General features: G+C 70.5%; 14 protein-coding genes. 10 read left to right on the top strand and 4 right to left on the bottom strand.

Going from position 1 to position 14,370, the window contains the following annotated elements:
- Positions 1-26: 26 nt before the first annotated feature.
- From CLV67_RS49005 to CLV67_RS48985, 5 genes are all read left to right on the top strand, one after another.
- Positions 27-473: an SRPBCC domain-containing protein gene (locus CLV67_RS49005; RefSeq protein WP_106330865.1), complete on the top strand. Its 447-nt coding sequence runs from the start codon at positions 27-29 to the stop codon at positions 471-473.
- Positions 470-799, top strand: a complete 330-nt coding sequence (locus tag CLV67_RS49000) for an ArsR/SmtB family transcription factor (protein ID WP_275414922.1) — start codon at positions 470-472, stop codon at positions 797-799. Before CLV67_RS49005 ends, CLV67_RS49000 begins: the two co-directional genes overlap by 4 nt.
- A gap of 498 nt (positions 800-1,297) precedes the next feature.
- On the top strand, positions 1,298-1,873 hold the full coding sequence (locus CLV67_RS48995) for an RNA polymerase sigma factor (protein WP_307833912.1): 576 nt from the start codon (positions 1,298-1,300) through the stop codon (positions 1,871-1,873).
- 187 nt (positions 1,874-2,060) lie between these two features.
- Entirely contained in the window at positions 2,061-2,684 is a 624-nt protein-coding gene (locus CLV67_RS48990; RefSeq protein WP_239166984.1) for a hypothetical protein, read from the top strand.
- Positions 2,685-2,723: 39 nt separating this feature from the next.
- Positions 2,724-3,725, top strand: a complete 1,002-nt coding sequence (locus CLV67_RS48985; RefSeq protein ID WP_106330888.1) for a glycoside hydrolase family 6 protein — start codon at positions 2,724-2,726, stop codon at positions 3,723-3,725.
- 3 nt (positions 3,726-3,728) lie between these two features.
- Here the strand turns inward: CLV67_RS48985 and glxA are convergent, their stop codons facing one another.
- Both glxA and CLV67_RS48975 read right to left on the bottom strand, forming a co-directional pair.
- Positions 3,729-5,675 (bottom strand): radical copper oxidase GlxA, encoded by a 1,947-nt coding sequence (glxA, locus tag CLV67_RS48980; RefSeq protein ID WP_106330864.1) that lies wholly within the window; start codon positions 5,673-5,675, stop codon positions 3,729-3,731.
- Positions 5,672-7,378: a glycosyltransferase family 2 protein gene (locus CLV67_RS48975; RefSeq protein ID WP_106330863.1), complete on the bottom strand. Its 1,707-nt coding sequence runs from the start codon at positions 7,376-7,378 to the stop codon at positions 5,672-5,674. Before CLV67_RS48975 ends, glxA begins: the two co-directional genes overlap by 4 nt.
- Positions 7,379-7,584: 206 nt before the next feature.
- On the opposite strand from CLV67_RS48975, the gene CLV67_RS48970 reads away from it, so the two are divergent.
- Positions 7,585-7,866: a hypothetical protein gene (locus CLV67_RS48970; RefSeq protein WP_249037996.1), complete on the top strand. Its 282-nt coding sequence runs from the start codon at positions 7,585-7,587 to the stop codon at positions 7,864-7,866.
- Positions 7,867-8,012: 146 nt separating this feature from the next.
- Positions 8,013-8,978: an alpha/beta fold hydrolase gene (locus CLV67_RS48965; protein WP_239166983.1), complete on the top strand. Its 966-nt coding sequence runs from the start codon at positions 8,013-8,015 to the stop codon at positions 8,976-8,978.
- Between the two features lie 134 nt (positions 8,979-9,112).
- On the opposite strand, the gene CLV67_RS48960 is transcribed toward CLV67_RS48965, so the two are convergent.
- Positions 9,113-9,775, bottom strand: coding sequence for an isochorismatase family protein (locus CLV67_RS48960; protein WP_106330861.1), 663 nt, complete (start codon positions 9,773-9,775; stop codon positions 9,113-9,115).
- Complete coding sequence (locus CLV67_RS48955; RefSeq protein ID WP_106330860.1) at positions 9,775-10,968, bottom strand: CaiB/BaiF CoA transferase family protein; 1,194 nt, start codon at positions 10,966-10,968, stop codon at positions 9,775-9,777. Before CLV67_RS48955 ends, CLV67_RS48960 begins: the two co-directional genes overlap by 1 nt.
- Positions 10,969-11,025: 57 nt before the next feature.
- On the opposite strand from CLV67_RS48955, the gene CLV67_RS48950 reads away from it, so the two are divergent.
- The 3 genes from CLV67_RS48950 to CLV67_RS48940 are packed head-to-tail and all read left to right on the top strand — an operon-like array spanning position 11,026 to position 14,326.
- Positions 11,026-11,934 carry a hydroxymethylglutaryl-CoA lyase gene (locus CLV67_RS48950; RefSeq protein WP_106330859.1) on the top strand — a complete coding sequence of 303 codons (909 nt, stop codon included), beginning with the start codon at positions 11,026-11,028 and terminating at the stop codon, positions 11,932-11,934.
- Positions 11,935-11,966: 32 nt separating this feature from the next.
- Positions 11,967-13,457 (top strand): class I adenylate-forming enzyme family protein, encoded by a 1,491-nt coding sequence (locus CLV67_RS48945; RefSeq protein ID WP_106330858.1) that lies wholly within the window; start codon positions 11,967-11,969, stop codon positions 13,455-13,457.
- The gene (locus CLV67_RS48940) at positions 13,454-14,326 is read left to right on the top strand and encodes a DUF4437 domain-containing protein (RefSeq protein WP_170154303.1); all 873 of its coding nucleotides are present in this window, start codon (positions 13,454-13,456) and stop codon (positions 14,324-14,326) included. Before CLV67_RS48945 ends, CLV67_RS48940 begins: the two co-directional genes overlap by 4 nt.
- The last annotated feature ends 44 nt before the right edge of the window (positions 14,327-14,370 follow it).

The raw sequence follows: 14,370 nt of genomic DNA, 5'->3' as shown, positions 1-14,370 counted from the left end.
GCAACCAAAGGTTGCAGGAGGATGTCATGGAGTACGCAAGCATCGAGCGCGAGATCTACGTCGACGCCTCACCGGAGATCGTCTTCGACGTGGTGAGCCGCCCCGAGCACGTCAAGCAGTGGTGGCCCGACGACGCCGACTACTCGCTCGTGCCCGGCGAGGCGGGGCGGATCTCGTTCGGGGAGAAGTCCGAGACCTTCACCGTCGTCGACGTGCGGCGCCCCCGGTCGTTCGCGTTCCGGTGGACCCATCCCGAGGGCGAGGCCGCCGAGCAGGGCAACTCGTTCCTGGTCACGTTCGACCTGACGCCGAAGGGCGACGGGACGCTGCTGCGGATGAGCGAGACCGGATTCCGGGAGCGCGGCTGGACCGAGGCGGTCGCCGAGGAGCACCACCGCGACCACATCAGTGGCTGGGACTTCTTCCTGCCGCGCCTGGCGCCGTACGCCGACACCCTGAAAGTCGGGTCGTGACCGTCGACGACGACCTCTGGCAGGCGATCGGCGATCCGACCCGGCGCCGGATGCTCGACCTGCTGCTGGCCGACGGTGACGGCACCGCCACGACCCTCGGTCACCGGCTCTCGGTAACCCGGCAGGGTGTGGCCAAGCACCTGGTCGTCCTGGAGCGGGCCGGCCTCGTGCGTGGTGCCACATCCGGCCGGGAGCGGCGGTATCGGGTGGATGACGCCCAGCTGGCCCGTGCGGTGGCCCAGCTGTCGTCGGTCGGCGCGGCCTGGGATGCCCGGCTGCAGCGCATCAAGCGCATCGCCGAGTCCCTTCCGCCCGCGACTTCGTAAGTTGCCGAGTCTCGTCCGCCCGCGACTTCGTGAGTTGCCAACCCCCTCCGCCCGCAATCTTGTGAGTTCGCGCCGCCATCGCAGCCCGAACTTCACAAGATCGCGCGGGAGGCGGGAGGCGGGAGGCGGGAGGCGGGAGGCGGGAGGCGGGAGGCGGGAGGTGGGAGGTAGGAGGTGGGTGGCGGGAGGTGGGATGCGAGAGGCGTGCGACCGGGGGCGCGTAGTCGATCTTGTGTGGTTGTGCCGTTGGAGCAGCCCGAACCTCACAAGATCGGCAGGGGTGCGGGATCGGCGGGGGCGGGCGTTGCGGGGTGGGTGGGGAGCGCGGGGCCGGGGTGGGTGGGGAGCGCGGGGCCGGGGTGGGTGGGGAGCGTGAGGCCGGGGTGGGTGGGGAACGCGGGGCCTAGGTGGGTGGGGATGGCGAGGCGGGATGGGGGTGGGGAAGGCGGGGCGGTGGGCGGGCGGGAACCTGAGTGCGGTGGGTGGTGTCTCTAGGGTGTGTTGTCGGAAGGGGCGGCCATCGATATTGACGAGGCGACCGCTGTGGCCCGGGCCCGGGCCGGTGACCTGGATGCCTATGAGGTGCTGGTCACGCGGTTCACCGCGCCTGCTCACCGGGCCGCTCTGCTGCTCGGCGCCGGGGCGGACGCGGATGATGTGGTGCAGGAGGCGTTCGTGAAGGCGTACCGGCAGCTGGGCCGGTATCGCGGCGACGCCGGGTTCAAGGCCTGGCTGCTGGCCATCGTGGCGAACGAGACGCGCAATCTGGTGCGGTCGCGGCGGCGCCGGGAGGGGCTGTGGCTGCGGGCGGCCGTCCGGGAGGACCCGCTGCAGTGGGAACCCGATCCGGCCGAGTCGGCGATGGCCCGGGAACGGCGGCGGCTCCTCGTCGAGCAGCTGCGCGCTCTGGATCATCGGGACCGGGAGATTCTGCTTTGCCGGTACCTGCTCGACCTGTCCGAGGCGGAGACCGCGGTCACTCTGGACCTGCCGAAGGGGACGGTCAAGTCACGAACCGCACGGGCGCTGGCGAGGCTCCGCGACCGGATGCCGGAGGGGGTACGCGGTGCCTGAACCCGAAAAGCGGCGTGAGCCCGGAAGTCAGCCTGACCTCGGAGGCCGGCGTGAGCCCGGAAAGCGACCTGAGCCTGGAGGGCGCCCTGAGGCCCGCGACCTGCCTGGAACCGAGAACCTGATCGGCGAGTTGCGTGAATTGGGCGCTCGTTTGACCGTACCCGCGGCTGTTGATCAGAAAGAAGCGGTGCGTGCCCGCCTCGCCCGCCCCGCGCCGCGCCCGCGTCGCGTCCGTCCGCTCGTCGCGGCCCTGGCGGCCGCCCTCGTGGTGTCGATCGCATCGGTCGCGCCGGCCCGTGCCGCGGTGGTCGAGGTGATCGGTGATCTGCTGCGGATCGCCGGTGTGGAGGTACGCCGGGAGCAGCCCCGCCAAGCCCTGCCCGTCACGCCGAGCGCGCTGCCGTCGGCCGCCGCGTCCGCCGCGTTCCTGATCGGCGTTCCCGCCGAGCTGGGCGACCCGGAGGAGGTGATCGGCTCCGACCCGGACGAGAAGGGGCGCCCGCGGGTGGTCACGCTCGTCTACCGGGGTGGTGCGGTACGGCTCGACGAGTTCGACGGCCGGCTCGACACCACGTTCTTCAAGACCTCGCCGGACGCGCGATGGGTGGAGCCGTGGGCCGGTGTGACCGCTGCCGCGTGGGTGCCGGGCCCGCACCCGGTGACCTATGTGGGCCGCGACGGCCGGGAGCGGACCGAGACCGCCCGGCTCGCGGGTCCGGCACTCGTCTGGGCGACGGCGACCGTCACCTACCGGTTGGAGGGAATCGGGACACTCGAAGAGGCGATTGCGGTGGCACGCTCGGTGCGCTGAGCCACGATCGGGTATGTGCGGTCGGTACCGTTCGTCCGGATGAGAAGTCTTCCTGCGCTCTGCCTGGCGACGATGGTCCTCGCCGGCTGCACCTCCGAACCGACCCCGCCCGCCCGCACCGAGACGCCGCAGGCCAGACCCACGGTGACCGAGTCGGCCGGGTTCTTCGTCGAGCCGGACGCGCCCGCGGCCCAGCAGGCGGCGGCGTGGGAGGCCGCCGGACGGAACGCGGACGCGGAGGCGCTCCGGCGGATCGCCGAGTCACCGGCCGCCGTGTGGTTCGCCGACGCGAATCCGGGCTACCGGGAGCGGGCTCAGCGGCTGGTCGCTTCGGCCGCGGCGGCCGGGCGGACGGCGGTGCTGGTGCCCTACTGGGTGCCGCAGCGCGACTGCGGCGGCCACTCCGGTGGTGGCGCCCCGGACGGTGCGGCGTACCGGGCGTGGATCGCCGACCTGGCCGGGGTGGTTCGCGGGCACGAGGCGATCGTGGTCCTGGAACCGGACGCGGTGCCGCACGTGCTGGACGGCTGCGTCACCGGCGAGACCGCGCGGGAGCGGATGACGCTGCTCGGCGAGGCGATCGGGACGTTCAAGCAGGGGCCGGGGGTCCGCGTCTACCTGGACGCCGGGAATCCGGGCTGGATCAAGGACGTGGACCGGGTCGCCGGGGCGCTCGATGACGCCGGGGTGCGCCGGGCCGACGGATTCAGTCTGAACGTGGCGAACTTCGAGACCACCGAGGCGAACGTCGCCTACGGCACGGCCGTCTCGGACCGGCTCGGTGGCATGCCGTTCGTGATCGACACCAGCCGCAACGGCAACGGGCCGGCTCCGGTCGACGCCCGTGACGCCGAGGGGCACTGGTGCAATCCGCCGGGCCGGGCGCTCGGGCCGGCGCCGACCGCGGAGACCGGCACCCCGCGGGTCGACGCCTACCTGTGGGTCAAGCGGCCGGGGGAGTCCGACGGGGCGTGCCTTCCGGACGCCCCGCCGGCCGGTCAGTGGTGGCCCGAGTACGCCCTCGGGCTGGCCACCAACTGACGTTCACGCCACCCGGACCCAGCGGCCCTTCGAAGGCACGCCCTTGTCGTCGATCAGGAAGAGCATGTACCACCCGGACGGAGCGAGGCCGGGATCGTCCGGGACGGTGACGGTCACCCCGCCGGGGGTACGGCCGACGCCCAGCTCCACCGATCGCTGGTCCACATCGGTGCCGTGGGTGACCGCGCTGGGCCGGACCAGCCGGGCGCCGGTGATCCGGTCCGCGTCGGCAGTCGCGTAGGCCGCGCCGCGTCCGTACTTGATCGTGCGCGGCCCGCCGCCGAGTTGCGGCGGCGCGCCCTGGAAGAGATAGGGCGGGCTGTAGATCTCGATCCGCTGCTCGAACTTCCCGGGGTTCTTCCCGGTCTCGTCGTAGATCGGGTCGCTGCCCATGGTCACCACGCGGCCGTCCGGCAGAAGCAACGCCTCGGAGTGGTAGTTGCGGCCCACGGTCGGTGCCGCCGCCTCCTGGAAGACCTCGCGGTCCGGATCGTAGATCTGCGCGGTGAGCAGGTCGCTGCGGTTCCTCCCCTGGTACGGCCCACCCCGGTAGCCGGAGGAGCCGCCGCTGGTGAACACCGTGTCGTCGGGCAGCACCACGGTGCTCAGGTAGCGGGCCGGCGCCGGCAGGTCGGGTCCCGGACGGTAGCGGGGGCTCTTCTCGTCCAGGTCGGCGATCGCGGTGCGTGCCGTCGAGACCGGTGAGTCGCCGACCTCCCCGCCGCCCATGATCATCACTTTCTGATCCTGGGCCGGTGGCAGCATCACCGACGCGCTGGTCTCGGTCATCCCCGGGTCCTCGAGCCCCGGCACCACCTGGAACTTGTTCTTGGTCACGTCCCACAGCCCCGGCGTACGGCCCTCGGTGTCCGAGCCGTAGCCCGCGTTGGAGCCGGAGAAGAACAGCCGGTCGTCCTTGGTCTGGAACAGCGCGGGATAGGTCGGGAAGACCCGCTTGACCTCGGGCGCGGGCACCCACTTGCGCTTGCTGACCAGGTAACGCTCGTTGTCACCGGGCAGCATCCGCCCGAACTCGTCCAGTCCGGACACCGCCAGGATGTCGCCGTTGGGCATCGGGGCCAGGGTCGGATACCAGCGGTGCTCCACCAGGTCGCCGGTGCGGACGTAGCGCTCGGCGATCGGGTCGAACTCGTACGACGTCTTGTCGCCGCCGTACTCCTGCTTCTCCCGGGTGATCTTCTCGGCGATGCCGTAGAGGTTGCGGGTGTCGTCGCCGGTCAGGCCCTCGATCGAGTACTGGGCCGGGGCCGTGACGTTTCCGGCGTCACCCTCCTCGACGGCGTCGACCCACACCTCGGCCTCACCGGCGTGGACCATCATGTGGTTGCCGTGCCACATCTTGGACGCGGCCGGCACGGTCACCTCGGCCCGGGTCAGGTAGGCGTGGCCGTTCGCGCCGAGGAATCGGGTGCCCTTCGCGAACGTGCGCGCGCCGTGATCCGGTGACTCGTTCTTCACCTTCATCACGCCCGCGGCGTGGGTGATGTCGCCCTCCAGCACCTCGTACGACTTGGTGCCGCCGGCCACCAGCAGGTTGCCGTTGGGCAGGAACGTGTGCCCGGCGCAGAACAGGTCGGTCGGTGTGGGCACGTCCTTGAACTTGTCGGTGCGCGGATCCCACAGGATGGTGCGGAACGTGCCGGCCTCGAACTTCTCGCGGTCGTTCCCGGACCCGGCGATGATCAATACTTTTCCGGTACGCAGCATCGCGGCGTGAATGGCGTTGATGCGGAACCGGGCCGGCACCTTGAGCAGTGACCAGTGGCCGAACTGCTGCTTGTAGGACAGCCGGTTGATGTTGAACTCGTGGTAGCGGTCGGCCGCGAAACTGACGATGGGCCGGTTCACGATCGCCACGGCCGCCATCACGGGCATCATCACCGCCAGCGTGAGCAGCCGGCGCGCCATGGTGGGACGTCGCTGGTTCATACGGAGATCTCGATCATGTGGGGTTCCTTCTCCTCGATGACCTGGTTCTCAGGTGTGCGGCCGAGCGTCTGCAACGCCCAGATCGCCGGCGGGGTCAGGCAGAGGGCCAGGTTGAGGGCCGGCCACAGCCACATGAACCCGTGCGCGTGGCCTGTCACCGCGGCCACGACCAGCAGGACGGCGAAGAACGCCGCCCACCGCAGATGGGTACGGAAGGTGAGCAGCCGATCAGGGCTGGCCGAGTCACCCTTGGGGGTCACCACGAACCCGGCCCGCCTTCGCAGCACGGCCTGCAGGAACGAGGTGACGTAGATCGGCGCGCACAGCGTGGACAGCAGCATTCCGCTGAGCCCGGACGATCCGGCGTCCTCGTGCGGGCTCACGTTGTGGCGCCGGTTCCACAGGTAGAGGCCGACCTGGAAGAGGGCGGCGTCCACATAGAGCATCAGCCACACCTGCTGTGGCACCTGCACGCCCTTGACGCCGAGGACCACGTGGCAGACCGCGGTGGCGGCGCCGAGCAGCCAGGCGAGGGCGGTCAGCGGGTAGTAGGCCATCAGCAGCGCGTAGTGCAGCGCCCGGCGTACGCCGAGCCGGTGGGCCATCTTCGCGAAGCCGGCCACGACCACCTCGTCGGTGCCGCGTGACCAGCGGTGCTGCTGGCTGAAGTAGTCAGTCCACGAGGACGGGCCCTCCCCGACGGCCAGCACGTCGGGCGTGTAGACCGAGCGCCAGTGCCGGCCGGTGGCCGGGTTGCGGGCGGCGTGCTGGGCCAGGCTGGTGGCCATGTCCTCGGTGATCGAGTCCTGCAGGCCGCCGATCGACTTGAGCGCACTGATGCGTACCGCGTTGTTGGTGCCGACCAGCATCGGGATGCCGAGCTTGTTGCCGGCCCGCTGCAGCAACGAGTGGAACAGGTACTGCTGGGACTCGGCCCAGCGGGTGATCACGTTGTCGTAGTTGCCGTAGATCTGCGGTCCGATCACGAACGCCACGTCGGGGTCGCGGAAGTAGCCGAGCAGCCGTTCGCAGAAGTTCTCGAGCGGCACGTGATCCGGGTCGACGGAGACGAACACGTCGTACCGGGCGCCGTGCTTGTCGATCCACGAGTTGTAGTTGCCGTGCTTGGTCTTCGCCTTGAAGCCACCGGCCGCGGTGTTCCACTCGGGTACGCCCTTGCGACTGAAGTGGTACGCGCCGACGCGGCGGCACATGGCCTTGACCTCGGGATCGTCGCCCTCGTCGAGCAGCCACACGTGGTAGCGGCCGGGATGGCGGATCCGCATGGCGGCGCGCAGCGTCTTCTCCACCATCTCGATCGGCTCCTTGCCGGGCACGATGGTGGTGAGGAACGCGACCCGCAGCAGCTCGTCCGGCTCCACCGGCACCGGGTCCAGCGCCCGCAACGTGGCCAGGCACAGGGTCACCACGTTGACCAGGCGGAACAGTTCGATCAGCGCGGTCGCGGCGATCATGAACACGGTGGCGGCGAAGAGCACGGTCTGCATCCGGCGGTCCGGCAGTTCCACCGACGCGAGCAGCCATCCGAAGAAGGTGCTCTCGAAGGCGAAGGCGAAGACCGCGATCAGGGCGGTACGGACCGGGCGGCGCCGTGACAGCGGTCGCAACCGGACCCGGTAGTCGCCCTCGGGAACTCCTTCGGCATCACCGGCAAGGTGACTGAAGCCGTGATAATCCGGCACGGGGGATATAACACTCTTTCCGGGCACCAAGGCAAGATAGCGAGGATTAGTAAAATCCGGGCATATCTCGTACCTCGATCGTGTCGTGTCCCGTAATCGGTCCGGATGTGCCCCTCGAAATTCCGTCGCAGTCGGTAGCCGAAAACGTCGAACCGACCCGCCCTGTGATCCGTTCTCTCTGTCAGGCGGGGCATGAGCGCCCCGCGGTGACCGACAAGGCGGTGGCAATGCTGATCCTGTCCCTGCTCATCCTGGTCCTGGCTGCCGCCTGCGTGCTCGCGGTGCGCGGGGTGCGGGCGGACGTGGCAGCTGAAGAGCCGCTGATCGTCCCGGAGGCCCTGTTCGCTCCGGAGAGCCTCGAAGGTGTCCTCTGTGCCCAGCTCATGGACGGTGAGATCACCCGGCGTCAGTACCTGCGCTCGATGGCCGGCATCGCGGCCCGCGACGAGGAGCGGCACCCTCTCACGGTGCCCGGCTACGACGACTGAGAGTCAACCCGGCCGGACCTGAGCCCGGCCCCGCGCAACGGCGTGGGGCCGGGCTTTCTCGTGACTGCGCCTTGACAGGCAGTCATCGATGGACGCTAATGGAAACACTGTTTCGGAGAGTGTTACGGCAGACCAATGGAGGTCCCGTGTCCCTGTCCCTGCGCCGCGTCGTCGCGGCGCTCGTGTTGTCCGCCGGCGTCCTCGCCGCCGCCCCGTCGGCCGCTCAGGCCGCCACCGCCGAGGTCGACGGCGACATCACCGTCCTGTGCGGCAGCTCCACGTACACCCAGGACGCCGACTGGTTCTTCCCTGACACCACCAGCCCGAAAGCCCTCGTCTTCCTGCAGCACGGGTTCTCCCGCTCGAACAGCAACATGTTCGCGCTGGCCCGGAGATACCAGGCGGCCGGCTTCCTCGTGTTCGCACCGACCCTGCCGTCGACCAACTCCAGCGGCTGCACCGTCAGCAACCAGGGCGACAACACCGCGTTCCTCGACAACGTCGCCGCCTGGATCGGTGAGGCCGGCAACTCGACCCGGCAGCTGGCCACCAGCTACGCCAAGGCGGCGACCACGGCCGGACGGTCCGGCACCACCCTGCCGGCCAGGTACGTCCTGGCCGGGCACTCGGCCGGCGGTGACGCCGTCACCTACATCGCCAACCGGCTGCGCACCACGTTCCCGGCCGCCTTCGCCAACCTCGAGTACCTGCAGCTGCTCGACCCCGTGAAGTCGCCGCAGGGCACCAACATGGCCGACGCCCTGACCGGCCTGGCCGGCACCTCGCTGCCGATCACCGCGATCTCGTCGCCGCCGTACTCGTCGAACGCCAACGCCAGCGGCACCGTGGAGCTGGTCAACCGCCTCGACCGCCCCTTCCTCGGGGTTCGGCTGGTGACCGGCTCGCACTGTGACGCCGAGGGCGCCACCACCAACTGGCTCTGCACCCTGCTCGGCGGCACCTCGAAGGCGGCGAACGTGACGGCCCTGCAGACCTTCGCGATCAACTGGGCGTCGGACGCGGTGGCCGGGACCACCACGGCGACCTACTACCCGGGCGGCACCTACTACCAGGGACTGCTCACCGGCAATGTGATCCAGACGCTCAGCTGACCCGGCTCCCGGCCCGCCCCTGACGTTTGTCTCGGGCGGGCCGTGACGGACGGCGGGGGAGCGGTGAGCGTCCACCGCCGGGCTGGAGCGACCGGCGTGAGGAAGCCGACCCGGCGGCGGGCAGGGGAGGACGGCTACGGGGCCGGGGTGGTGCGGTTGGGGGCGCTCTGGTTCGTACGGCTGAGGGCGTCTTCGGCTTCCGTCAGGCCGATGACGTCGGCGTACTTGGCGTCGAGGTCGAAGAGGTTGTTCTCGTGCGGGCCGCCGTCGCGGTCGGCGCACGCGTCGCGGACCACGATCGGGCGGAAGCCGTGCTGGAGCGCGTCCAGGGCCGACGCCCGCACGCAGCCGGATGTCGAGAACCCGCCGACGACCAGCGTGTCGATCGAGTGGGAGGCCAGCCACGCGGCCAGCGCGGTCCCGGCGAAGGCGCTGGCGTAGTGCTTCACCACCACCTGCTCCCCGGGCGCGGGTGTCAGCGGCGGCGCGAAACCGCCGAGCGGGTTGCCGGCCGCGAAGACCTTCAGGGCGGGTACCTTCGCCGCGAACAGGGGTGCCTCCGAGCAGGACTCGTCGGCGAAACGGACGGCGGTCCACAGGACCGGGACACCGGCGGAGCGGGCGGCGCCGGCGAGCCGGGCCATCGCCTCGGCGGCTTTCCGGCCGGTCGTGAGGAACAGCGGCGAGGCGGGGTCGGTGTACGCGAGGGCCGGGTCGACCAGAAGCACCGCCGGCCGCAGGCCCCAGCCGAGCCGCCGGGCGAAACCGGCCTTCGCGTAGTCCGCCTCCAGCTCCATCAGACGATCCCGCGTGCCCGGAGACCGGCCAGCTCGTCGCCGGAGAGGCCGAGCAGGCCCTGGTAGATCTCCTCGTTGCTGGCGCCGAGCGCCGGACCGGCCCACTTCACCTCGCCGGGTGTGCCGGACAGCCGCGGCGCCACGTTCTGCATCGGGATGCGCCCGAAGTCGGGATGGTCGACCTCGATGACCGCCTGCCGGGCCCGCACGTGCGGGTCGGCGATGATGTCGGCGGCCGTGTAGATGCCGCCGGCCGGTACGCCCGCCTCGTGCAGCAGTGACAGCAGTTTCGCCGACGGCACCGTCCGGGTCCAGGCGGAGATGACGTCGTCGAGTTCGGCCTGGTTCTCGCCGCGCGCGCCGTGGGTGGCGTACCGAGGGTCGGCCGGCAGGTCGGGGCGCTCCATCACGTCGGACAGGCGGCGGAACACGGTGTCCTGGTTGGCGGCGATCAGCACGTCCGAGCCGTCGGCGGTGGGGTAGACGTTGCTGGGCGCGACGTTCGGCAGGATCGGACCGGTGCGCTCGCGGCGGTAGCCGGCCACGCTCCACTCGGGGATCAGCGACTCCATCATGGCGAGCACCGCCTCGTAGATCGCCGAGTCGACGACCTGGCCGCGGCCGGTGCGCTCGCGGGCGTGCAGCGCGGCGAGCGTGCCGAAAGCGGCGTAGGTCGCGGCCAGCGAGTCGCCGATCGAGATGCCGGAGCGCGACGGGGCGCGGTCGGCCTCGCCGGTCACGTACCGCAGCCCGCCCATGGCCTCACCGATCGACCCGAAGCCGGCACGGGGTGAATAGGGCCCGGACTGACCGTAACCGGTCACCCGTACCAGAATGAGTTTGGGATTGATCTTGGAAAGCTCGTCGTAGGAGAGCCCCCACCGTTCCAGGGTGCCGGGCCGGAAGTTCTCCAGGAGCACGTCGGACCGCTCGACCAGGCGCCGGACCAGCGCCTGGCCCTCGCCGGTGCGCAGATTGCAGGTGACCGACTTCTTGTTGCGGGCCACCACCGGCCACCACAGGGACTGGCCGTGCGGCTTCTCGCGGCCCCACTGGCGCATCGGATCGCCCTTGCCCGGGTCCTCCAGCTTGATCACCTCGGCCCCGAAGTCGCCGAGGAGCTGCCCGCAGAACGGGCCGGCGAGCAGGGTTCCGGCTTCCAGTACGCGAATGTCAGACAGTGGCGCGGTCACGCCGCCACCCTATACTCGGGAAACGGCGTTTCGCTAGATGAAACAGGGGGAGTCGCTGTGGAGATCGTCGAGGTCGGGCCGCGCGACGGGCTGCAGAACGAGAAGAACGTGCTGCCGGCGTCCGTGAAGATCGCCTATGTCGAGCGGGCCGTCGCGGCCGGGCTGCGGCGGATCGAGGTGGCGGCGTTCGCCCGTCCCGATCGCGTGCCGCAGATGGCCGATGCCGAGGAGGTGCTGCGGGGCGTGCCGCGCGACACGGGCGTCCGGTATGCCGCGCTGGTGCTCAACGGGCGCGGGCTGGACCGCGCGCTCGCGCTGGGGGAGTCGCGGCCCGACGAGATCAACTATGTAGTTGTGGCCACTGACGAGTTTTCCCGGCGCAACCAGGGGATGTCTACGGCCGGCTCGCTCGCGGCGTTCCGCTCGGTGGCCTGCCGCGCGCGCGACGCCGGATTTTTCGTGACTTTGACGGTCGCTGCCGCGTTCGGGTGTCCCTTTACCGGCGTGGTATCCGCTTCCCGGGTGCGTGACATCGTGGCCGAGGCCGGTCCGCTGGATGAGATCTGCCTGGCCGACACGATCGGCGTGGGGGTTCCGGTGCAGGTGACCGAACTGGCCGCGGCGGTGCGCTCGGTGGAGCCGGCGGCGCCCCTGCGGGCGCACTTCCACAACACCCGCAATACCGGGTACGCGAACGCGGTCGCGGCGGTCGGCGCCGGTTTCGTGGCGCTCGACGCCAGTCTCGGCGGTATCGGCGGCTGCCCCTTCGCTCCGGCGGCCACCGGGAACATCGCCACCGAGGACCTCGCCTACCTGCTGAACCGCTCGGCGCTCGAGACCGGTGTCGACGTGACCGTGGCCGCCGCCACCGGCACCTGGATCGGCGAGCGGCTCGGGCTGGCCGCGGTTCCCGCCCAGCTGGGCCGGGCCGGTGACTTCCTCGCCGCTTCTGGGACGGCCTCTTGATTCAGAATGGAAACGGTGTTTCCATTCTGGGCATGCTGAGGCCCGGTGGAGCTGATCTGACGATCGCCGGTGGCGTACGCGAGTTCGGCCGGGCCACCCCGGACGCGATCGCGGTGCGTGACGGCGATCGGGAACTCAAGTACGGCGCTCTCGACGAGCGTTCCTCGCGGCTGGCCTGCGGGCTGCTGACCCTCGGACTCGGGTACGGCGACCGCGTCGCCCTGCTCAGCGGCAACCGCCTCGAGTACCCGGAGATCGCGGCCGGCATCGCCAAGGCCGGCCTGGTGCTCGTGCCGGTCAACCCACGGCTCACCGCCGCCGAGGTCGGCTTCATCCTCCGGCACTCCGGCGCCGGCGTGCTGATCGTCGACCCGGCACTGACCGGTGCCGTGCCCGAATCGTTCCCCGGCCGGGTGATCCGGATCGGACCTGAGTACGAGACGTGGCTCGACGACTCGCGTGCCGCCGACCCCGAGATCGCCGTCCACGAGCGGGACCCGTTCTGCATCGCCTACACGGCCGGCACCACCGGCGACCCGAAGGGCGTGCTGATCTCACACCGGTCCCGCTCGCTGACCTTCTACGCCACCGCGCTGGAGTGGGGCATCGGTCCCGGCCGGCGGACCGTCGCGGTCGCCCCGATGTACCACGGTGCCGGGTTCGCCTTCGCCTACGCGGCCGTGTACTGCGGCGCGACGGTCAGCATGCTGCGCTCGTTCCAGCCGGACGCGCTGATCGACATGATCCGGCGCGACGGCGCCCAGTCGGTGTTCCTGGTGCCGACGCACGCGCAGCTGATCCGGCACGCCCTGGAGAAGGTGCCGGAGCTGCCCACCCTCGACACCCTCTACTTCAACGCGGCGGCCCTGCCCCGGGTGCTCAAGGAGTGGGTTTTCGAGGCGTTCCCGGGTGCCGGCGTGCACGAGCTGTACGGTTCCACCGAGGCCGGCGTGGTCACCAACCTGCGGCCGCCGGACGCGCGGCGCAAGGCCGGGACGGTCGGCCACCCGTGGTTCGGCACCCGGGTGCGGATCGTCGGGCCGGACGGCTCGCCGGTGCGGCCCGGTGAGCCCGGCGAGTTGTACAGCCGCTCGCCGTACCTGATGAACGGCTATCACGAGAACCCGGCCGCGACCGCCGCCTGCACCACCGCGGACGGGTTCCTCACCTCCGGCGACATCGTGATCCAGGACGACGAGGGCTTCATCTCCATCGTCGACCGGGTCAAGGACGTGATCATCACGGGCGGCGTGAACGTCTACCCGCGCGACGTCGAGGAGATCCTGCTCGCCCACCCCGCGGTCGCCGAGTGCGCGGTGGTCGGCGAACCCGACGAGCGGTGGGGCGAGCGGGTCGTCGCCTACTACGTCGGCCGGCACCCGGTCCCGGCCGAGGTCCTCGAGTCCTACCTCCGGGAACGGCTGGCCGGATTCAAAGTCCCCAAGCACTACCGGACCGTCGCGGCGCTGCCCCGCAACGCCGCCGGAAAGATCCTGAAACGCGAGCTGAGGAGTACGCCGTGAGGGCCCACGTCGAGTTGATCCATGAGGACGACTACATCTTCCATGCGGGCGAGCTCCCGTACGGCGAAGGGAAGATCTTCGAACGTCGCCTCTCGACCGACGAGGAGGACGGCTCGTCGTCGCTGTCGCTGCACGCGCGGTCCGACTGGGGCCGCAGCGCCGGCATCGTGCATGCCGACACCGAGTTCTACGTGCTCGAGGGCTCGCTGATCTACGGCGGTCAGGAGCTGGGTTCGGGCGGCTACATCCAGGTGCCCAAGGGCACGGCCATGGACTGGCTCAAGGTCCGTGAGGGCTCCCGGATCCTGCACTGGCGTGAGTACGGCGACGCGGGCTTCGACCCGTTCGTGAACCTGGGCGAGGCGTCGGCGAAGGCCGCTCCGGAGTCGGCCGAGGGCGTGACCGTCGTCGACGCGAACGCGATGGAGTGGACCGAGGCCCAGTCGGTCGGCCCGCTCACCCCGCTCTACATCAAGTTGCTGCACCGGGACCCGAAGACCGGCTTCTACACCCGGCTCATCCGCGCGCCCAAGGGCTGGACCGACCACCGGCTCGCCCACCACCCGTGCTACGAGGAGTTCTACACCCTCGCCGGGAGGATGGCGTACAACTTCGGCGACATCGACGAGGGCACGTACTGCTTCCGCCCTGCCCGGGTGAAGCACGGTCACTTCGTCGCCGAGACCGAGATCGACTGGATCCTGCGCTCCGACGGCGAGCTGACCAACTGGTACACGACCGAGGAGTGGGTCAAGTTCGGCGGCCACGCCGAGAACTACGACGAGCACGACGACCACGTCCACCCGATCCTGTCGTCGCTGCCGGTCCGGTCGCGCTCCCGCGGCGAGTGGTCCGGCGACGGGATGTGACGTTCTCCGTTGGAGGGTTCGACCAGGTTACTCGCGGGTAATAT

Origin of the sequence: Actinoplanes italicus (assembly GCF_003001815.1) — a bacterium.
Lineage (GTDB): Bacteria > Actinomycetota > Actinomycetes > Mycobacteriales > Micromonosporaceae > Actinoplanes > Actinoplanes italicus.
This window is presented reverse-complemented; position numbering and strand designations above follow the sequence as displayed.

What these genes read in the sequence shown, in the direction of transcription:
- CLV67_RS49005 (WP_106330865.1), top strand. Translation starts at nt 27, where the DNA reads ATGGAGTACGCAAGCATCGAGCGCGAGATCTACGTCGACGCCTCACCG.
- CLV67_RS48985 (WP_106330888.1), top strand. Translation starts at nt 2,724, where the DNA reads ATGAGAAGTCTTCCTGCGCTCTGCCTGGCGACGATGGTCCTCGCCGGC.
- glxA (WP_106330864.1), bottom strand. Translation starts at nt 5,675, where the DNA reads ATGAACCAGCGACGTCCCACCATGGCGCGCCGGCTGCTCACGCTGGCG.
- CLV67_RS48960 (WP_106330861.1), bottom strand. Translation starts at nt 9,775, where the DNA reads ATGGAGCTGGAGGCGGACTACGCGAAGGCCGGTTTCGCCCGGCGGCTC.
- CLV67_RS48945 (WP_106330858.1), top strand. Translation starts at nt 11,967, where the DNA reads ATGCTGAGGCCCGGTGGAGCTGATCTGACGATCGCCGGTGGCGTACGC.